The following is a 20,101-nucleotide window of genomic DNA, read 5'->3' on the forward strand; positions in this document are numbered from 1 at the left end:
GATGTCACAATTTTCAATGGAACCCAACAACATACCGACGACACGCAGTACATTGGCGCATTTGCCTGTCGTGACTGGTCCTTGGAGAGACGCATGGAGGGCATTCCGTCACAATAAAATGGCGTTCGTCGGCCTGAGCATTATTATCTTCTTTGTCATCATTGCTTTGATCGCGCCGTGGATTGCTCCTTTTGACTATAAAGAGCAAAATTTGGTGAGCCGTTTGCAGCCTCCTTCTGCGGAGCATTGGTTCGGTACGGATGATCTCGGTCGAGATTTACTGACTCGCACGCTGTATGGAGCCAGAATCTCGTTGTGGGTCGGTTTCTTGTCTGTTATTGGTTCAATGATTGTAGGAACCGCCTTAGGTTTAATCGCAGGATTTTACGGAAAATGGGCAGATATGATCATTTCGCGGCTATTCGACATTTTACTGGCATTTCCGGGGATTTTGCTGGCCATTGCTATTGTGGCCATTCTAGGGCCTTCATTGGAAAATGCGTTGTACGCCATTGCCATTGTCAATGTGCCAACGTATGGAAGGTTAGTTCGCTCTAAGGTGCTGAGTGTCAAAACAGAGGAGTATATCACTTCTGCTAGAGCGCTTGGAGCCAATAATACACGAATCATCCTCCGTTATATTTTGCCTAACAGCCTGACACCAATCATCGTACAGGGAACGTTGGGGATCGGAACGGCTATCATTGAAGCGGCAGCGCTTGGATTTCTAGGCTTGGGTGCACAACCTCCTGAGCCAGAGTGGGGTAAAATGTTGTCCGATTCGCGGCAATATATCCAAAATGCCCCGTGGACAGTTATTTTTCCGGGGATATCTATCATGCTGACCGTATTGGGCTTTAACCTGATGGGGGATGGCCTGCGGGATGTATTGGACCCGAGGGCGAAGCGTTAGGGCAAAAGTGGTGAAGTATATAAAGTTGAGTAAAAGGTGTTCTCTGGCCTGAAGCAAATGGCTGGGGAACACCTCTTTTATGTGACATTTTTCGTATTGGAGTAGAAAGCACCATCCGACTGCGAAGTGGCGTTAAAAGTAACTTTTACAGCTGAAAGTCATGTGAGCTTTCATGAAGCGCGAAAAAAATGTATAATCACTCCAATTGAGTACGTAGGGAGTGGGATTTATGACATGGCAGGACAAGAGAGAGCATCGGCAATTTGCGGAACAGACACGAAGCGACGCTTCACGGGCCGCATATGAACGGGATTACTCCCGTTTGATTCATTCACCGACTTTCCGTCGGTTGCAGGGTAAATCACAGGTATTTGGTGCAGGCACGGGCGATTATTATCGCACACGACTGACGCATTCTTTGGAGGTAGCGCAAATTGCGCGTGAAGCATCCCGAAGCTTGCTGCGCCGCCATCCTGAAGTAGAGCTGGAACAGGCAGATAACGCAGGACTGATCATTGACCCTGAGGTGGTAGAATGTGCTTCCATCGCACATGACTTTGGGCATCCCCCGTTCGGGCACAAGGGAGAAGAAGTACTGGACGGGATTTTGGATCAACTGATTGAAACAAAGGTAGAAAAGATATCCTCTGCCGGAGGCTTCACACTGGAGTCCAAGCGTGGACAGGAGGCCTATGCGCGTGAGCGACGAATTTATGAGCATTTTGAAGGGAATGCGCACAATTTCCGGCTGATTATGTTTTTGGAGAAGCGTGAGAACGTGGATGGTTTGAATTTGTCGGACGCTGTGTTACTGGGGATCAACAAATACCCGTACCCAGGGATTCTGAACAAAAAAGGGTTGTATCTGCATGAGTGGGAATATATACGTTCCATCCGCGAGGATTGGGGTATCCCTGATGGTAAAAAAACGCTGGAAGCCCAGCTTATGGACCTGTGCGACGATATCGCTTATTCTGCGCATGATTTGGAGGATGGGATTAAGGCTGGAAAAATCGAGGTGCACGAGCACTTCTTGTATGATCCGTATTTAATTCGTCTGATTACGGAGAAAATCACCACGTTGGAGGATAGCTTCTGGCAAGGCTGGCAACTGGCTCAGATTGAGCAGAAGGTAGCGGCTGTGCTGAGTGAATTTTTGAAGGTGTGGAATGGCAAGATGCCGATGTGTGAACACGATTATTCCCGGACCCGCCGTGAAGTGAAGGCATACTGGGTCAGCCTGTTTGTCAGCAGCTTGGGTGTCATTGATGATGGAAATTGGAAAAAGGTGACCTTTGTACGGGATGGAAACGAAGATTTGGATATGCTGCGCACGGTGAGTGTATTGAAAAGCTTTGCTTGGGTTACGATGATCCGCGATCTGCGCGTACAGCGACTGCAAAAACGGAGTGAGTGGATGCTCAAACGACTTTGGTTGGCTTTTCTGGACCCGGAAACATCCAAATCTATTATTCCAAGCGACTGGCTCCAGCGCTATGAGCGCGACCAAGCCAAGACGAAGCCGATCTGGACATGGGAGCATATGGTTATAGACTATATTGCAGGCATGACCGATGCTTTTGCTGAAAAAATCTATAATGAGTTATACGGTCTGAAGGTGGGTTCCATTTATGATCTGGATTGACCTTTAAATTACCCCTATATAGTAGAAGGAACTGGTTTATAGCGGATAGCAGGAGGGAGGAATGTGTCTGTGCCATCTCGGTCTTTAATTATAAAAAGGTTGAATCTCGGTGTGCTCGATATGGTGCCGTTGCTGCCCGGTAACCGTCCAGAGCAGGCGGTTCAACGAGCTGGTGAACTAGCGAGACAGGCAGAAGCATGGGGATATACACGCTACTGGACCTCGGAGCACCATGATATGGAGGGGCTGGCTTCCTCCAGCCCGGAAGTACTGCTGTCTCATATCGGGGCGGTGACGAAGACAATCAAACTGGGTGCAGGTGCTATTTTGCTCCCGCATTATAGTCCAGTCAAGGTCGCGGAATGGTTTCATCTGCTGGCCACTCTATATCCTGGCAGAGTCGAATTGGGTCTGGGGAGAGCACCTGGTGGGGGACCTCATGCTTCGATGGCACTGAGCGGCAATTTTCTTCAACATGTGACGGAGCTGCCACAGACGATGGAAGCTCTATTGGCTTTGCTAGAAGGTACTTACGAATATGAACAGGTGCCTGTGCTTGCTCGGCCGATGCCTGAACAGCCGCCAGCAGTGTGGATGCTGGGTACAAACCGAAAAAGTGCCGAATATGCCGCCCAGTATTCAACAGGCTATGTATTCGGTCAGTTTATGAGTGAACAGCAAACGGAAGAAATGCTCAGCATTTACCGCTCCAGCTTTCAGCCATCCAACCGGATAGACAAGCCACGTACCATGGTTGCTGTAGGCGCAGTATGTGCCTTGACGGATGAGCTGGCGCAGCAATGGACTGCTCAGATTTCATTGGGCGACCCGGCAATGCGAGCCAGTTGGCTGGTGGGAACGCCGTCGGTTATTGCCAAACGGTTACGTGGCTTGCAGATTAAATATGATAACGATGAGTTTCTGTTGGTCACACCGATTCCCGATTATGAGCAGCGGCTTCACTCCTACCGTCTAATAGCGGAGGCCGTAAATTCTAGCCTTGATTCCTAATGAAAAGATGAAAAGAGATCTGACATGAATAAACAGAAAACGAATATCGATGAAATGAAACCAAGCTACGTGTATACCTATGCGTGTCATGAAACAGAGCGTGAGTTATGTCTTTTGGAATTAAAATGTTTGTTCGGTCAGCCGCCCGTGCAGGATTCCATCCTGTTGTCCCATCGACGGCTGGAACCGGGGACCAGCCCGTTTATTCATCTTCGGCTGGATGTAGTGACAGATGCGGGAACACTGGAAGAGCTATGCGAAGCAGCCTCTATGTTACAGCTTGAGGAAGGAAAGACTTTCAAGGTGTTGTGCCTTAAAGAAGGTGACCATGAGGCCGGCTATGACGAGCGGCGCGGGATCGAACGCCGAATTGGTGCACGCATTCATGGCCAGGCGCAAATGAAGACACCGGATATCATCCTTGGTGTTATTCGGATAGGACAACGGTGGCTACTGGGCAGGTGTCAGTATAGCGACAGATCGTGGCAGGAGCGTCGTCAGAAGCCGCAAAATTATTCTACTGGACTACCCGTTCTGGTAGCTAGGGCACTTGTGAATTTGGCAGCAACTGATCTAATAGCAACAAAGGGAGAACCAGGCTCATTGAAACTGCTAGACCCGTGTTGTGGTATGGGCAATGTAATGATTGAGGCATTGAGTATGGGAAAGGATATTCGCGGTTGTGATATCAATCCGTTGGCGGTGCGTGGGGCACGAGTGAATTTGCGTCATTTTGGATATGAAGAAGATCTAGTGAAACTCGGGGATATGAATAAGCTCGAAGGCACATACGATGCGGCCATAGTGGATATGCCCTATAACCTGTGCTCCGTGCTCCCGGCTGATGAACAAAAGAAGATGCTGCGCAGTCTGAGACGCTTGGCCGCGCGGGCGGTGGTCGTGAGCACGGAGCCGATGGAAACATTGTTATCCGAGTCAGGTTGGACCCTTACGGAGCAATGTCGCATACATAAGACAGGTATGAGTCGGGAAATCTGGATCTGTAAGTAGTGTGTTAATACTGAGTTTTATAGTTAACCAAATTCAACGGCAGTTCCTGATCAGCGGCATAGGCATTCAAATTAGTAAGAAAAATATCTACCGCTCGTTCGGCGTATCGGTCCGTATCGCCTGCAATATGCGGTGTGATCAAAACATGGTCCAGACTCCATAGTGGATGTGACGCAGGTAGTGGTTCTTCCTCGAATACATCCAGTCCGGCAAAGGCAATATGCTTTTGCTCCAAAGAGCGTACAAGCGCATCCGTATGAACGGTTCCACCGCGACCTACATTAATGAAGAAGGCTCCCTTACGCATAGCTGCAAATGCTTTTTCGTCAAAGAAGTGATGAGTCTCCTCGGTGAATGGCAATATATTTACCACGATATCCGCTGCTCCCAATGCATCGTGTAGTTGTTCGTTAGTATACATATGCTCTACATGCGGAGCTTCCTTACCAGAACGCCGGACTCCGATTACCCGCATGCCAAAGGATTCTGCAATCCGCGCTGTTTCACGGCCAATTTCGCCAACGCCTGTAATCAACAGCGTTTTGCCACGTAATTCCGTCAGTTGGCCTTTCGGTGGTTGCCATGTTTTCTGACGCTGCAAGAGAGCTGCTTGCTGTAAATAACGTGTATGCGATAGCAGCATTCCAAAGATCTGCTCTGTAATTGGAATGGCATGCACACCACTCGTATTCGTGAGTAAAATGTTACGCTTCTCCAATTCGGTAAGCGGTAGCTTATCAATCCCAGCCGACCAGGTTTGTATCCACTTCAGCTTGCTGTCTGGATGTAATGCATCTTCGGCAATATGCTTGGACCAGCCCAGAATAATCTCGGCTTCCCGGATTTGTTTAGATTCTAATTCCTGAGCTTTGCCAATAATCAACTCGTAGCCCGAAGCCGCTGCACGAACTTGTTTTTTTTGCTCTTCCGTCAGTTGATGTAAGCTTAAAATGTTTCCCATAGTTCATAGCCTCCTCGATTTTTAATTCCTTGGAGTTTCCAATATATTCTGGCGAACCATCTTTTCAAGAATAACAGATTGCTGAAAAAATTGCATAAGAAGGATAAAAACGAGCTCGCGGTGTCACTATATATAACAACAAATGGCTTTACCCTGATTAGGGACAATCCAAACAGCTGCTTTTGAGATATCCACAAATATCTATAGCAAAGGAGGTAAAGGTTGATGAAAGATGAATCGCAAAGACTTTTTACAGCTATTGCTCTCCCAAATGAGCACAAGAAGAACTTACATCATTGGGTGGAGCAGGATTTGAATGATCTTTCTTTTCGCAAATGGGTTGATTTCAGAGATTACCACGTGACACTTCAGTTTTTGGGTGATGTGGAGACCTCGGTTATCCCGAAACTTGAGCAGGTTTTAGTTCAAGCGGCAGCTGAGCATCACCCGTTCACACTTGGCATTGGAGAAGCAGGTTTTTTTGGCCGTGAAGAATTTCCACGTGTACTCTGGAAAGGAGTGACTGGACAGCGAGAGTCGCTAGAGCAGCTATATCAGTCTATACTTCGTGCTACCAAACCCCTTGGTTTTAAACCTGAGGACAGACCTTATCGGCCTCATATCACCGTAGCACGTTCGTACACAGGGGGACAGCCCGTTCCAGCTTCTGTGTGGCAGCCAAATGACCGAAGCGGCGGGCCTTGGGAAGTGGGAGAATTTGTTTTATATGCAACACGATTGGGTCAAAAACCAATGTACCAAATAATTCAAACATTCCCATTAATGAGGCGAAACCCTTGATCTATCAGCGAATTTAGTGATATAGTGTTTCAGCGTTATTCAAAAAGCGCATTTTGGGTTACATATCTGAGGAATGTGCTTAAGTTAACGGGAGGAACATTATGGAAATTATTAAAGAACATCGTTGGTTTGCACCTCTTTTGAGTGTGCTGCTTGTTTGTATATTGGGGATAGGCCTCTACGCTGAGGTTCAGCAAACACAGAATAATCATAAAAATGCATCCATGCATTCTCTGAGCTGGTCAGGGAACTCTGCAGCTCCTACATATGGCGACAGGATGGGGACCCATAAAGGGTCTAACAGGACAAGCCCCATCTTTGTTGCTGCTCATGGGCAGCCAAGCTGGAAAGAAATCATGCCGACTCCGTTACCCGCTTCCCAGATGAAGCAGGCGGAACAAGCTCGGAATAACGTTGCTACAGGCAAGAAAAAGCCTGAGGTCCAGCATAGCAAGTCCGCAATCCTAACCCCTCCTACAACCATCTACTTTACGAAGACAAAAATGCTCACGCAGGATGACAAGGCGTTGTCTACCTGGAGCTATACTGTCTCCGCTAAAGAACTGCTCCTGCTGCAAAAAATAGTGATGGCAGAAGCAGAAGGCGAACCGTACGAAGGCAAAGTGGCAGTTGCCAACGTTGTCTTAAACCGGCTGCGGTCAGCCCCATTTCCCGATACGATTCAGGCAGTGATTTATCAAAAAGCGCAATTTAGTCCGGTCGCGAACGGGCGTCTTCGTCGTGTTCAGCCCAACCAGGACAGCATTCGTGCGGTTACTGCTGCTTTGAACGGCCATAAAGCCGTGCCTGATAACACCTGTTTTTTCCTGTCGCTTACGTTGGCCCAGGACCTTACGGTTCATCATTCCCGTACCAAGGTGAAAACGATCGGTCATCATACCTTTTATAAATAAAGGCACCCTTCTACAAATAACAGCCCTTTCTAAACAATAGGGTTCAGCTTTGTGAACGGATTTTGTGGTACAGGTGAAGCCAGAATGCAAAAGAGGTATAATAGATAAAGGAAAGTAACCCAAATAATGAAAGTGACAAAGGAGGCGTAGATGAAATGAAAATCACATATTATGGACATTCAGTTGTACTGGTAGAGGCAGAGGGGAAACGGATTATTATTGATCCTTTTTTGACGGGAAATCCTAAAGCAACCGTACAGGCCGAGGATATTCAGGTGGATGCCGTGTTGTTGACACACGGTCATGCCGATCATTTTGGTGATGCTGTTGAAATTGCCAAGCGCAATGATTGTCCAGTAATCGCGGTCGCGGAACTGGCCGAATATTGTTCATCCTTGGGGGCCAAAGCTCACGGTATGAATATGGGTGGGGGTCACCACTTTGACGGTTTCCATGTGAAATTCACACTTGCGTTTCACAGCTCATCTTTGACGGTGGACGGACAAACCATTTACATGGGAGAGCCGGCGGGGATTTTATTGACCATGGGAGGCCAAACCTTTTTCCATGCAGGGGATACTGGTCTGTTTGGCGACATGCGTCTCATTGGGGAGACTAACTCCATCGATGCTGCGGTATTGCCGATCGGAGATGGTTATACGATGGGACCGGAGGATGCATTGCTGGCAGCAAAATGGCTGCGTGCAAGCCGCGTAATACCGGTGCATTACAATACGTTCCCGGGTATTGAGCAGGACGGAGATGGCTTCTGTGATCGTCTGCACAAAGAAGGTATTGAAGGGAAAGCATTGAAGCCCGGCGAAAGTCTCGAATTTTAATACGGATATCTGATTTGCGTGAATACACTAGATGGTCTATTAACTTATCGTATCTCCTTTGTCAGCCTTTTCTGTTCCTTAGAGGAATAGGAAAGGTTGTTTTTTAAAAGTGAATATTTATACATAAAAATGAGATAAATTTGCATCGATACGTTGAAGCTGTAATGTAAAAGATTTATTATCACAATCATAAAAACTTTGAATTGCTAACATGATAGGTCAATGATAAAATGATAGAACTAATTAGATTCATCAGTGGAATCGACGTATTTTTCAAGTCAAGCCATTGCATAATTATTGAAAAACATACGCATTCGGTGGACCGTACCGCCTTGAATGCGTCACATGTTTTGTCCCCCATTCCTCGTAGTTGTTCTTTGAGTTACCTCTTGTTGCCACTGTCTTCTATTCGGCCGCCTGTATTTCAGGCCAGCATGACTTTATAACAGAAAGGTTGCGTTCCATGAGACAGACAGGTTTACCACCCAAACAGGGACTATATGATCCCCAATTCGAAAAAGACGCCTGCGGCATGGGCTTTGTTGCCCACATCAAGGGAAAACCATCGCACGATATTGTAAGTCAGGCTTTGACCATGCTCGTGAATATGGAGCATCGGGGCGGTCAGGGAAGTGAACCTAACTCCGGTGACGGAGCAGGGATTATGATTCAGGTCCCTCATCTGTTTTTTCAAGAGGAAGCGGAGCGATTGGGCTTCAAATTGCCAAAGGCCGGACATTATGGCGTGGGTATGCTTTTTGTATCCAATGATCCAAAAGTTCGTGAGGTGCATGAGCAGAAGCTAAGAGATATCATCGTGGACGAAGGTCAAAATTGTTTGGGTTTTCGCGATGTTCCTACTTATGACGAAATGCTGGGTAAATCGGCAAAAGCAGCTAAACCGGGTGTGCGTCAGGTATTCATCGGTCGCAGTAGCGATTTGAAGGAAGAGTTGGACTTCGAACGGAAACTGTATGTCATTCGCAAACGTGCAGAGCTTGCTATTCGCTATAACCAAGAGGATGAGAACGGTGAGTCGTTCTATATTCCAAGTTTGTCCTGTCGCAAGGTTGTATACAAAGGAATGCTGACAACCGAGCAGGTAGGTAAATTTTATCTGGATTTGCAGGATGAGCGGGTGACATCAGCGATCGCGCTGGTCCATTCCCGTTTTAGTACGAATACGTTCCCGAGCTGGGATCGTGCGCATCCTTATCGTTTTATGATTCACAACGGTGAAATTAATACGATGCGCGGCAATGTGAACTGGATGCATGCGCGTCAGGCGCAGTTTGAAAGCGAAGCGTTTGGCGGAGACATTAAGAAGGTAAAACCCGTCATTAACCCAGATGGCTCGGATACAGCCATGTTTGATAATACGCTGGAGTTTCTGTATCTGAGCGGACGATCCCTTCCTCATGTAGCCATGATGATGGTGCCGGAGCCTTGGAACAAGCATGAAACCATGGACCCGAAGAAGCGGGCATTTTATGAATATCACAGCACTATGATGGAGCCGTGGGACGGACCTGCTGCAATGGCGTTTACAGACGGTATCCAAATCGGGGCGATTCTCGACCGCAACGGTCTGCGTCCTGCACGTTACTATGTGACCAAGGACGATCTGATCGCACTGTCTTCAGAGGCGGGTGTATTGGATATTGATCCTGAAAATGTGCTCTATAAGGATCGTCTCCGTCCGGGTCGTATGCTGTTGGTTGATACCCAAGAAGGCCGTATCGTTTCTGACGAAGAGTTAAAGGAACGTATTGCTTCCGAGGAACCTTATCAGCAATGGCTGGATGAGCACTTGGTTGATTTGGATGAGCTGCCGGAAGCACTAGAACAGCCGGAGCCTAAACATGAAAATGTAAATCAGCTTCAGCTCGCTTTTGGATATACGTTTGAAGAACTGCGCAAAATTCTGGAGCCGATGGCACTTACAGGTGCAGAACCGATTGGCTCAATGGGATACGACGCACCATTGGCGGTGCTGTCTGATCGTCCGCAACGTTTGTACAATTACTTTAAACAAATGTTCGCCCAAGTCACAAACCCGCCGATTGACGCCATTCGTGAAGAGATTGTAACGTCAACCGCAACTACGATTGGACCAGAGCGCAATTTACTGCATCCAGAACCGGAAAGCTGTCGCCAGATTCGTTTGGATTCGCCGGTGCTATCGAATGAGGAGTTTGCCAAAATTCGCCACGTGCACCGTCCAGGCTTCAAATCGATGACGATCCCGATCTTCTTTGAAGCGAAGGAAGGTGCTGAGGGCTTACGCAAGGCGCTGGAAGGATTGTTTGAGGCGGCTGACCGTGTCATTGACAAAGGTCATAACATCCTGATTTTGTCCGACCGTGGAGTGGATGCGGAGAATGCAGCCATTCCGGCGTTGCTAGCTGTTTCCAGCCTGCATCACCATTTGATTAAACAGGGTACCCGCACACGTGTAAGTATTTTGCTGGAGTCCGGCGAGCCAAGGGATGTTCACCATTATGCGGTGCTGCTTGGCTACGGTGTGAGTGCGGTTAATCCGTATCTGGCTTTTGAAACGCTGGATGTCATGATTCAGCAGGGTTTGCTGCGCGGCATCTCGCACGAAAAGGCAGTTAAAAATTATATTAAAGCGGCAACGAAGGGTGTCGTTAAAATATTGTCCAAAATGGGTATTTCCACGATTCAGTCGTACCGTGGGGCGCAAATTTTTGAGGCCGTAGGTTTAAAACAGGATTTTGTTGACCGTTATTTCACCTGGACACCTTCCCGCATTGGCGGTATTGGTCTGGAGGAAGTGACTATAGAAGCGCTGGTTCATCATAATCGTGCTTTCACCGACAAGGACGGCAACGACAAAGTGCTGGATTCGGGCGGCGAATATCAATGGCGTAACGATGGGGAAGAGCATTTGTTTAACCCGCAAACGGTGCATTTGCTCCAGCAGTCGGTTCGCTCGGGAGACTACAAGCTTTACAAGAAATACGCCAAGCTGGTACAGGGTGAATCTGAACAGTATTTGACGATTCGCTCCATGCTTCAATTGAAGCCTGCTGGTGAGCCTGTGCCGCTGGATGAAGTGGAATCCGCTGCATCCATTATGCGTCGCTTCAAGACAGGAGCCATGTCCTTTGGCTCGATCAGTCAGGAAGCGCATGAAGATATGGCGATTGCGATGAATCGGATCGGTGGCAAGAGCAATACGGGTGAAGGTGGGGAGAACCCTGCACGTTTCATACCGGATGCCAATGGTGATTCTCGTCGCAGTTCGATTAAGCAGGTAGCATCGGGCCGATTCGGTGTAACATCGAATTACTTGGTGAATGCCGACGAAATTCAGATCAAAATGGCGCAAGGCGCGAAGCCGGGCGAAGGTGGACAACTGCCAGGACGTAAGGTGTACCCTTGGGTCGCTGAGGTCCGTGGCTCTACGCCAGGAGTAGGTTTGATTTCACCGCCGCCGCATCACGATATTTATTCTATCGAGGATTTGGCAGAGCTCATCTATGATCTCAAAAACGCCAATCCGCGTGCTGACATTAACGTGAAACTGGTGTCAGAGGTAGGCGTAGGTACGATTGCTACAGGGGTAGCTAAAGGCCGTGCTGACATTATTCTAGTCAGCGGTTACGACGGTGGTACAGGCGCTTCTCCGCAAGGCTCCATTCGTCATGCGGGTATGCCTTGGGAGCTGGGTCTGGCGGAGACGCATCAGACGCTGATGCTAAACAACCTGCGCGACCGCGTAGTATTGGAGACAGACGGCAAGATGCTGTCTGGCCGCGATTTAGTAGTAGCTGCCCTGTTGGGCGCGGAAGAATACGGCTTCTCTACAGCGCCGCTCGTGGCGTTGGGCTGTATTATGATGCGGGTATGCCAAATGGATACATGTCCGGTTGGTGTGGCTACGCAGAATCCGGAGCTGCGTAAAAATTATATGGGCGATCCTGCCCATGTGGTGAATTTTATGCGTTTTATCGCAGAAGATGTCCGTGAAATTATGGCGGAATTGGGCTTCCGTACGATTCAGGAAATGATTGGACGTACGGAATGTCTGGATACCGTGAACGCCGATTCGCACTGGAAGAAGAAGGGCGTAGACCTGAGCTTGCTGTTGCATGTTCCTGAGTTGGAAGAAGGTAGTGTACGTTACCGTGTACAACGCCAAAATCACGGTCTGGAAGAAACACTCGACATGCAGCAGCTTGTACCGATGGCTGCGAAAGCGCTGGAGAACGGAACGCCTGTTGAGGGTACCTTACCTATTACAAATGTGAATCGGGCGGTAGGGACGATTCTGGGCAGCGAGGTCACCCGTAAGTATGGAGCGGCGGGTCTGCCTGAGGATACGATTCGCTTTAACTTTATTGGATCGGCAGGTCAGAGCTTCGGAGCATTTATTCCGCAAGGCATCACGTTGAGCGTGGAAGGCGATAGCAATGACTATGTCGGTAAAGGGCTATCTGGCGGTAAGGTTATTGTGAAAAAGTCTCACAAAGCGACCTTTAAGGCAGAAGAGAACATTATTATCGGAAATACAGCCTTGTATGGAGCGACCAGCGGTGAAGCTTACATTAGCGGAATCGCAGGCGAGCGTTTTGCCGTTCGGAACTCCGGCGCACGTATAGTTGTTGAGGGCGTTGGAGATCATGGTTGCGAATATATGACAGGTGGACGTGTAGCTGTATTGGGTGGAACCGGACGGAATTTTGGAGCCGGAATGTCCGGAGGTATTGCATATGTCTATGACCCTGAGGGGACGTTCCTGAGCCGTTGTAATCTGGAAATGGTGTTGCTGGAAGGTGTGGAAGAACCTACAGAAGCAGCGGAGTTGCGCGGCTTGATTCAACGCCATGTCACTTACACGGGTAGTGAAGCGGGACAACGTATTTTGGATGATTGGCAGACTGCGATTCAGCAGTTTGTACGAGTAATTCCAAAGGATTACAAGCGTATGGTTGAACAGATTCAAAAAGAAGAGGCAACTGGTTTGAGCGGAGATGAAGCTCTATTGGCAGCATTTGAAGCCAATATGCGTGAATTAGCACGTGCCGGGGGCTAAAATGTAGACTACCAGGTTCACTAAAAAAGGACTCGCTGAATACCGCTGTGATAATCACAGTGGTACCAGCAAGTCTTTTTTAGGTCGCTAAAATGTGATTTATTTCCTTGACAAACGTCATAAATTCTGACATTACCCCCAAAATGTTTTCCTGAAACGGTAAATATGTTATAAAAAGTACCAAATTTTTTGGAATGTAACCGTTTACGTAAGAGTTTATGTCTTGTTATTTATTTTTGGATTGGTTATGATTTTTTAGAGTACACAAACCTAATATGCCCATCGTCCCTTCAAAACACAGAATAGGGTGACAGGATGAAGTTGAGGAAGTCAGCAGAAGACAAAATGATTTTTCTATACCGTTATGTATCACTATCTTTAACGTCACTTGTTTTTCTGTTCGAATCATCTAGATTAATCGTGTGGCAGAAGCTGTTACTGATTGGTTTTCTATTTTTATCCGTTACAGCATTTACTTGGATTTACCGTAAATACAGACTTCATGATATGGTATTGAAATGTAGCATTGCACTAGAAACAGCAGGGATCATTTTGTTGTTATTCCCGACCGGAGGGATAAATAGCCCGTTCAAATGGTATGTGATTACTCCCATGCTGGTAGCTTGTGCTCATCTATCTATGAGGTACAGCTGGACGCTCCTACTTTCTTATATCGGTTTGGTGCTTACATTTTGTTATATCTTTTTTACACCAGGTCAATATTTTTTGTGGGATCTTATATTGCAGAACATTAATTTGTTTCTGGTATTGATCGTAACCACGATGGCAATGCAGGTTATCGGCGTCATGAAGGACGAACTGAAGGTGGCTAAAGAACAAGCCAATGAGACGATGGATCATATCAAGTCGATTTACCACATCATGGAGACGACCAGCCATAATGAGGCATTAAATCTGGGTCAGGTCATCTCGGATTACACTGTCAAGCTTACCAAGCAGAGCCGTGCATTTTTCTGGCTGGATAGTCAGGAGGAGGATGCACCGGCAAGCAGCCAGACAGGCTGGACGGTGGAGGAGGAAGAGCAGCTATTCGAGGAACTGGAGAATTACCGGGAGGAGTTCAGGGAAGAACGCGAACCATTTTTCAGACATCTGCCAGAATGGGGCGACTTTCTCATGATCACCGTACCGATGACGACCCGCTTTGTAGCGACGATTGGCCTCAAGCTGGGACCGGATCAAAGTCTGACAGGAAGACGCTGGCTCGTGCAACAACTGATATTCTTGGCTGAGCTGAGTGCTGTGTTTTTGGAGCGCTATGAGCTGGAGCGTATTGAGAATCAATTGATTGTGACGAATGAGCAGAACCGGATTGCAAATGAAATGCATGACAATGTTTCTCAGAGCCTTTTTGGTATTGTGTACGCAACGCATTCTCTCCGGCAAACCTGGTGTCATCAGCCAAAGGAGCAGGTGGAGGAGCAAATTGATCTAATTCAGCAATCTGCCAACCAAGCGGTTAGAGAGCTGAAAGGAGCGATTCATAGTCTAAGCTCGAAAAAAAGTGGAGGCTCAACTTGGTTAGGGACGGTGAAAAGTCATCTGCATACACTATCCAAGCTGAATCATGTACAAATTGATTTTGACATTCATGGTGATCATTATTCACTTCCGTATTTGTACCAAAAGGCTTTGTTCCGCATCATTTCCGAAGCGGCGGGGAACGCAATCCGTCATGGATTGGCCAAGCGAATTGATGTGAAGTTAAAATTGACGCCCCAAGTGATTAGACTGTCTATTCATGACGACGGAGTAGGGTTTGAGACGGCGAGAATGGTAGCAGGAGGTGAGGCGGTCAGTGCAGGCGGGGGCCTGGGCATGATGAATATGGAATATTTAGCTCAATCGATGGGAGGCGAATTTGATATTTCAAGTCGAATCGGAGAAGGAACACAGATCCGATTGTCCATTCCGGTAAATGCTTATGAATGAGGATTTTGCAAAATTCTCGAATAAAATGTGTGAACATTCTGCAATACAAAATCTGCGGTAACAATCGGATACATAGGGATTATGCAAATCCTGAACTGTAGACAGGAGGCCGAATCATGAAAATTGTCATTGTCGATGATCATCCTTTAGTACGGAAAGGACTCGCTGCGGTTATATCCATGCAGCCCAATGTTCAGTTTGCGGGAGAGGCCCAGAATCAACAGGAAGCACTTGTGGTGATTGAGGAAACGGATCCGGATCTGGTGCTGCTGGATTTGAAACTAGCTGATGAATCAGGGCTGGATATTATCAAGATAGCGCGCGGACGTGGTTTCAGAAGTAAATTTATTTTGCTGACCTCTTCCGCAACACGTGAAGATTTTCTGAAAGCAGAGGAAGCTTCCGTGGACGGTTATGTGCTTAAGGAAGCGTTGCCTGAGGAACTAATTTACGCGATTCATCTTGTCAACAAAGGACGCAAATATTATGATCCGGCTATTCTCGAAAACAAGCTGCGTGAAGATGCGGGCAATCTGACGGACGACCTGACGCCAAAGGAAAAGGAAGTGCTGGTCGAGTTGGGACAAGGAGCTTGCAATCGTGAAATTGCATCCCGATTATTTATCAGTGAGTTTACAGTCAAAAAGCATGTCAGTCAGATCCTGGCCAAGCTGCGGCTGGCGGATCGCACGCAGGCAGCATTGTATGCCAATGCCATTGGTCTGGCGAAGTACGAGCCAACAAACATTGTATGATGCGCTGACTCTATAAGTTGCATTGCACTTTCATATGCGAGTGGAATGAAAAGCCTCAAAATCACCAATTTTTGTGATTTTGAGGCTTTTTTCGATTTCTTTTTCCATAATCAACAATGTATGGTACAAAAGTATACCATGCCGTATCCGAAAGTATACATTTCCCTCCCCCTGTAGTGAGGGAGAAAGTGCCATTCGGTTCCATGTCGTTCACAGAGCCAATTGTTACAATAAAGTCATACTTAAATATGAAGAGAAATTGTATAGGAGGGAGGATTTTTGTGGAGAAAACCATTTTGGATTATCTAGTCCTGATTAAAAGAAGATTGTGGCTGATTGCGATTTTTGTCATTCTCTCATGTGTAACAACATACTTTGTGAGCGACAATGTCGTGAAGCCAGTCTACTCCGCTTCAAGCCAACTGCTGGTTAATCATATTTCCGCCAAGCAGGGGAGCAACAATCTGAACGACGTCAACACAAGTCTTAATTTGGTGGAAAGCTACAAGCAAATTCTCACTTCACCTAAAATTATGGACGCTGTTGTAGCGACTCATCCCGAATTCGGTTTGACACAGCAGAAGTTGGCAGAAAAGCTGCAGATTAAATCCTCGGATAAAAGTCAGGTTATCGGTTTGACGTTTGAGGCAGGGAGCTATCCACAGGCCGCAGCGGTTGTAAACGCGGTTACCCAGAAATTCGTACAGACGGTTCCGGGATTGATGGAATTGAATAATGTAAAAATTTTAAATGAAGCGGATCCTCAGGCCAATCCTGACCCGATTAATGGGAACCCGCTCATGAATATTGCGATTAGTTTTCTCGTATCGCTGATGATTGCATTGGGCACGATTGTGTTCCTGGAAAGCATTAACGGCACGCTGCGCTCGGAAAAAGAGGCAGACGCAGACATCGGTATTCCGGTAATTGCATCGATTCCAGTCATTCGCAAGAAGGACATCGATGGAGCAGCCGGAAATTCCAAAGAACGGGTAGGGGAGCGTAAATATGCTGCGATTGAATGACATGTTGATTACAGAAAGTAATCCATCATCGTATATCTCGGAATCATTTCGATCCCTCCGTACATACATTCGGCAGCAGGTGATTGGACAAAAGGACCGTGGGACGGTTCTATTGTTGACCTCGCCGGAAAGCGGAGCGGGTAAAACAACACTGCTCGCCAACATCGGAGTTTCTTTTGCACAAGAAGGCAAGAAGGTGGCTCTGGTGGATTGCAATCTGCATAAGCCAGCGCTGCACGAGATATTCGGAATGGAGAATACCGGAGGTCTATCGGCTTATTTGCGCGGTGGGGCTTCTTCCAAGTCTATCGTTAGGCATGGTGGCCTGGAGCTATCGGTTGTTCCCGGTGGAGACACCCTGTACAACGCAGCGGATCTGCTCGGTAGCGAACGTATGGCTGAGCTGCTGGAAGAGCTCAAACGTGAATATGACATCATCTTACTCGATTCAGCTCCGGCGCTGAATTATACGGATGCCCGCCTGATTGCAGGCTTGACAGATGGTGTGATTCTCGTTGCTAAACATGGTCGTACCAAACGGGAAGATCTGCGCAAAACAAAGCAACTCATGGAGCAGGCCAGTGCGACGCTGGTTGGAATTGTGATGAATCAGGTGAAGTAAGCAACACCAAAATTCGATGAAGCAAGGAGAATGAGTGCGATGACGAAAAGAGTGAAAAAGGCCATTATTCCAGCAGCAGGGTTAGGTACGCGCTTCCTCCCTGCCACCAAAGCGATGCCTAAGGAAATGCTTCCAATTATCAACAAGCCTACGATTCAATATATCGTGGAAGAAGCGATTGCTTCTGGTATTGAGGACATTATTATCGTTACGGGTAAAGGCAAACGTGCCATTGAGGATCACTTTGACAACGCATTTGAGCTGGAGTCAAAACTGCTCGAGGACGGTAAGCTGAAGCTTCTGGAGGAAGTACAGCGTTCTTCGGGAGTGGAAATTCACTACATTCGCCAAAAAGAACCCAAAGGTCTTGGACATGCGGTATGGTGCGCAAGACGCTTTATCGGGGACGAGCCGTTTGGTGTGCTGCTGGGCGATGATATCGTAACAGGTCAGAAGCCTTGCCTACGCCAGCTGATGGATCAGTATGAGGAAACACAAAATTCGGTTATCGGTGTGCAGCGGGTACCGCAGGAATTTACGAACCGGTACGGCATCATTGAACCGGATCAGCAGGACGGACGCTTGTACCGAGTGAATAATTTTATAGAAAAACCAGCTCCAGGCACAGCGCCATCCGATTTGGCTATTATGGGTCGCTACGTGTTCTCACCGAAAATTTTCAAATATCTTGATCTTCAGGAAAAAGGAGCTGGCGGCGAAATTCAGTTGACGGATGCGATCCAAAAGCTGAATCAGAGTGAGCGTGTGTACGCCTATGATTTTGAAGGCACACGCTATGACGTAGGTGAGCGTCTTGGATATATTTTAACCACACTTGAATTTGCACTTGCCAGCGATGATTTGAAGTATCCGGTTATGGAGGCTATGAATGAATGGTTGAAAAAGACCGAGAAAGCAACCACGGCAGGTTGAGAGGGGGTACGTCAGCATGAGCATGGAAAATTTACCGGAGGACGGCGAGGCTGTCATGTCAGGTAAAGCGTTTTACATGCCATACGGAAATACACAAGTTCAGGATAAAACGTCCTACCTGGTCACAAAACGCCTCCTTGATATGCTGCTGTCGTTCGTAGGCTTGATCGTCTTGCTTCCGCTTTTTGTAGTGGTAGGCGTATTGATTAAGCTCGAAGACCCAAAGGGAAGCGTGTTTTTCAAGCAAACTCGGGTGGGCAAGAATGAGAAGTTATTCGATATGTATAAATTCCGTTCAATGGTGTCCAATGCTGAGGAATTGAAAAAGGACTTGATGGAGCTGAATGAAGTGAGCGGCGCCATGTTCAAAATTAAAAACGATCCTCGGATCACGAAAATTGGTAGTTTTCTGCGCAAGACGAGTATTGATGAGATTCCGCAGCTGTGGAACGTGTTGGTCGGCGACATGACTTTAGTCGGTCCGCGTCCGCCGTTGCCCAGCGAGGTCGAGCAATATTCCGATTATGATAAGCAACGCCTGATTGTAACACCGGGATGTACGGGTTACTGGCAGGTGAGCGCACGTAACAGTGTAGGCTTCGAAGAAATGGTGCAAATGGATTTGAAGTATATTCATGTACGCAATACGTGGCTCGATTTGAAAATCATCATGAAAACAGGCGTTAAAATGCTGTTCTCCAAGGATGCTTATTGATGGATGCATTCAAGCGATGTCCCGCAGTATCCGTCGTTATTTGCACCTATAACCGGGCGGATCTGCTGGAAAAAACGTTAATGTCCCTGCTGGAGCTGGAAGACCTTGCACTGGCTGAGATCATTGTGGTCGATAACCGATCCACTGATCATACAGCAGCGACGATCAAAAGGTTCACCGTCGCCCATGGTCAGAATATCCATCTCCGATATCATTATGAGCGCGAACAAGGACTGTCTGCTGCTCGTAATGCAGGCATTACGTTATCAAGAGCGGAAGTCATTGCTTTTCTCGATGATGATGCAATTCCGTGTGTTACATGGTTGCAAACGATTATGTCAGCATTCGGGAACAATCCTGAGCTGACGGCTATGGGTGGGAAAATTGACCCTATGTTTGAGACGGAACGACCGGGTTGGCTGACAGGCCCGCTTGAACTGCCTTACACGATTATTGATCTGGGCAAAGCCATTCGTGAATATCCGTCGGGACTGAATCCATTTGGAGCGAATATGGCGATGCGTAAAACGGCTTTTGCCGCTGTTATGTTCCCGCTTCATCTAGGCAGAAAGGGAGATATCCTTCTATCTGGTGAAGAATCGTGGGTATTCGAGCAAATCCGTAAAAATGGTGGAACGATTATGTATCATCCACACATGTCTGTGGAACATTTTGTGCCGGCTTCACGGTTAACAAAAGAATGGATCATGAACCGCTACTATTGTCAGGGCATGTCTAACGCTGCTCAGGCCGTAGGTCTGCGCGGCAACGCGATGCTGATGGCGAAGACGGCAGCCAAAGTGTTATACATCACTTTGGATTCCCTGCTGGCGCGTAGTGAGGGCAGGAAGCTGTTGAACCGGTGCAGGCTTGAAAGTATCCGTGGGACGCTGGATACACTGCGCAACCGGAAAAGCGAGTCAGCTGCGGGGTGAAAGATG

16 protein-coding genes are annotated in these 20,101 nt (G+C 47.5%); 15 read left to right on the forward strand and 1 reads right to left on the reverse strand.

Going from position 1 to position 20,101, the window contains the following annotated elements; all coding sequences use genetic code 11:
* Position 1: 1 nt before the first annotated feature.
* From nikC to ACYCS5_RS20885, 4 genes are all read left to right on the forward strand, one after another.
* On the forward strand, positions 2-913 hold the full coding sequence (gene nikC, locus ACYCS5_RS20870) for a nickel transporter permease (RefSeq protein WP_029516175.1): 912 nt from the start codon (positions 2-4) through the stop codon (positions 911-913).
* Between the two features lie 229 nt (positions 914-1,142).
* Entirely contained in the window at positions 1,143-2,558 is a 1,416-nt protein-coding gene (locus tag ACYCS5_RS20875; protein ID WP_069012216.1) for a deoxyguanosinetriphosphate triphosphohydrolase family protein, read from the forward strand.
* Between the two features lie 120 nt (positions 2,559-2,678).
* Positions 2,679-3,569: an MsnO8 family LLM class oxidoreductase gene (locus ACYCS5_RS20880; RefSeq protein ID WP_459761332.1), complete on the forward strand. Its 891-nt coding sequence runs from the start codon at positions 2,679-2,681 to the stop codon at positions 3,567-3,569.
* 24 nt (positions 3,570-3,593) lie between these two features.
* Positions 3,594-4,580: a methyltransferase domain-containing protein gene (locus ACYCS5_RS20885; protein ID WP_459760075.1), complete on the forward strand. Its 987-nt coding sequence runs from the start codon at positions 3,594-3,596 to the stop codon at positions 4,578-4,580.
* Positions 4,581-4,584: 4 nt separating this feature from the next.
* On the opposite strand, the gene ACYCS5_RS20890 is transcribed toward ACYCS5_RS20885, so the two are convergent.
* Positions 4,585-5,541: a D-2-hydroxyacid dehydrogenase gene (locus tag ACYCS5_RS20890; RefSeq protein WP_039269519.1), complete on the reverse strand. Its 957-nt coding sequence runs from the start codon at positions 5,539-5,541 to the stop codon at positions 4,585-4,587.
* A gap of 225 nt (positions 5,542-5,766) precedes the next feature.
* Here ACYCS5_RS20890 and thpR point away from each other — a divergent pair, with 225 nt between their 5' ends.
* From thpR to ACYCS5_RS20945, 11 genes are all read left to right on the forward strand, one after another.
* A complete protein-coding gene (gene thpR, locus ACYCS5_RS20895) occupies positions 5,767-6,342 on the forward strand; it encodes an RNA 2',3'-cyclic phosphodiesterase (protein WP_029516184.1) in 576 nt (191 codons plus the stop codon).
* A 101-nt stretch (positions 6,343-6,443) separates the two neighbouring features.
* Entirely contained in the window at positions 6,444-7,256 is an 813-nt protein-coding gene (locus ACYCS5_RS20900; RefSeq protein WP_029516185.1) for a cell wall hydrolase, read from the forward strand.
* Positions 7,257-7,411: 155 nt separating this feature from the next.
* The gene (locus ACYCS5_RS20905) at positions 7,412-8,095 is read left to right on the forward strand and encodes a metal-dependent hydrolase (RefSeq protein ID WP_459760076.1); all 684 of its coding nucleotides are present in this window, start codon (positions 7,412-7,414) and stop codon (positions 8,093-8,095) included.
* Positions 8,096-8,558: 463 nt separating this feature from the next.
* The gene (gltB, locus tag ACYCS5_RS20910) at positions 8,559-13,157 is read left to right on the forward strand and encodes a glutamate synthase large subunit (protein ID WP_459760077.1); all 4,599 of its coding nucleotides are present in this window, start codon (positions 8,559-8,561) and stop codon (positions 13,155-13,157) included.
* A 315-nt stretch (positions 13,158-13,472) separates the two neighbouring features.
* A complete protein-coding gene (locus ACYCS5_RS20915) occupies positions 13,473-15,110 on the forward strand; it encodes a sensor histidine kinase (RefSeq protein WP_029516188.1) in 1,638 nt (545 codons plus the stop codon).
* Positions 15,111-15,226: 116 nt separating this feature from the next.
* The gene (locus ACYCS5_RS20920) at positions 15,227-15,865 is read left to right on the forward strand and encodes a response regulator (protein ID WP_165144639.1); all 639 of its coding nucleotides are present in this window, start codon (positions 15,227-15,229) and stop codon (positions 15,863-15,865) included.
* 281 nt (positions 15,866-16,146) lie between these two features.
* On the forward strand, positions 16,147-16,890 hold the full coding sequence (locus ACYCS5_RS20925; protein ID WP_029516190.1) for a YveK family protein: 744 nt from the start codon (positions 16,147-16,149) through the stop codon (positions 16,888-16,890).
* Entirely contained in the window at positions 16,874-17,512 is a 639-nt protein-coding gene (locus tag ACYCS5_RS20930) for a CpsD/CapB family tyrosine-protein kinase (protein WP_029516191.1), read from the forward strand. Before ACYCS5_RS20925 ends, ACYCS5_RS20930 begins: the two co-directional genes overlap by 17 nt.
* Positions 17,513-17,551: 39 nt before the next feature.
* Entirely contained in the window at positions 17,552-18,445 is an 894-nt protein-coding gene (galU, locus tag ACYCS5_RS20935; protein ID WP_013309151.1) for a UTP--glucose-1-phosphate uridylyltransferase GalU, read from the forward strand.
* A gap of 16 nt (positions 18,446-18,461) precedes the next feature.
* Positions 18,462-19,160 (forward strand): sugar transferase, encoded by a 699-nt coding sequence (locus ACYCS5_RS20940; protein WP_029516192.1) that lies wholly within the window; start codon positions 18,462-18,464, stop codon positions 19,158-19,160.
* The gene (locus tag ACYCS5_RS20945) at positions 19,160-20,095 is read left to right on the forward strand and encodes a glycosyltransferase (protein WP_029516193.1); all 936 of its coding nucleotides are present in this window, start codon (positions 19,160-19,162) and stop codon (positions 20,093-20,095) included. Before ACYCS5_RS20940 ends, ACYCS5_RS20945 begins: the two co-directional genes overlap by 1 nt.
* The last annotated feature ends 6 nt before the right edge of the window (positions 20,096-20,101 follow it).

This window comes from Paenibacillus sp. SEL3 (assembly GCF_054602585.1).

Coding starts and splice junctions, on each gene's coding strand:
- nikC (WP_029516175.1), top strand. CDS start 2: ATGTCACAATTTTCAATGGAACCCAACAACATACCGACGACACGCAGT.
- ACYCS5_RS20875 (WP_069012216.1), top strand. CDS start 1,143: ATGACATGGCAGGACAAGAGAGAGCATCGGCAATTTGCGGAACAGACA.
- ACYCS5_RS20880 (WP_459761332.1), top strand. CDS start 2,679: ATGGTGCCGTTGCTGCCCGGTAACCGTCCAGAGCAGGCGGTTCAACGA.
- ACYCS5_RS20885 (WP_459760075.1), top strand. CDS start 3,594: ATGAATAAACAGAAAACGAATATCGATGAAATGAAACCAAGCTACGTG.
- ACYCS5_RS20890 (WP_039269519.1), bottom strand. CDS start 5,541: ATGGGAAACATTTTAAGCTTACATCAACTGACGGAAGAGCAAAAAAAA.
- thpR (WP_029516184.1), top strand. CDS start 5,767: ATGAAAGATGAATCGCAAAGACTTTTTACAGCTATTGCTCTCCCAAAT.
- ACYCS5_RS20900 (WP_029516185.1), top strand. CDS start 6,444: ATGGAAATTATTAAAGAACATCGTTGGTTTGCACCTCTTTTGAGTGTG.
- ACYCS5_RS20905 (WP_459760076.1), top strand. CDS start 7,412: ATGAAAATCACATATTATGGACATTCAGTTGTACTGGTAGAGGCAGAG.
- gltB (WP_459760077.1), top strand. CDS start 8,559: ATGAGACAGACAGGTTTACCACCCAAACAGGGACTATATGATCCCCAA.
- ACYCS5_RS20915 (WP_029516188.1), top strand. CDS start 13,473: ATGAAGTTGAGGAAGTCAGCAGAAGACAAAATGATTTTTCTATACCGT.
- ACYCS5_RS20920 (WP_165144639.1), top strand. CDS start 15,227: ATGAAAATTGTCATTGTCGATGATCATCCTTTAGTACGGAAAGGACTC.
- ACYCS5_RS20930 (WP_029516191.1), top strand. CDS start 16,874: ATGCTGCGATTGAATGACATGTTGATTACAGAAAGTAATCCATCATCG.
- galU (WP_013309151.1), top strand. CDS start 17,552: ATGACGAAAAGAGTGAAAAAGGCCATTATTCCAGCAGCAGGGTTAGGT.
- ACYCS5_RS20940 (WP_029516192.1), top strand. CDS start 18,462: ATGAGCATGGAAAATTTACCGGAGGACGGCGAGGCTGTCATGTCAGGT.
- ACYCS5_RS20945 (WP_029516193.1), top strand. CDS start 19,160: ATGGATGCATTCAAGCGATGTCCCGCAGTATCCGTCGTTATTTGCACC.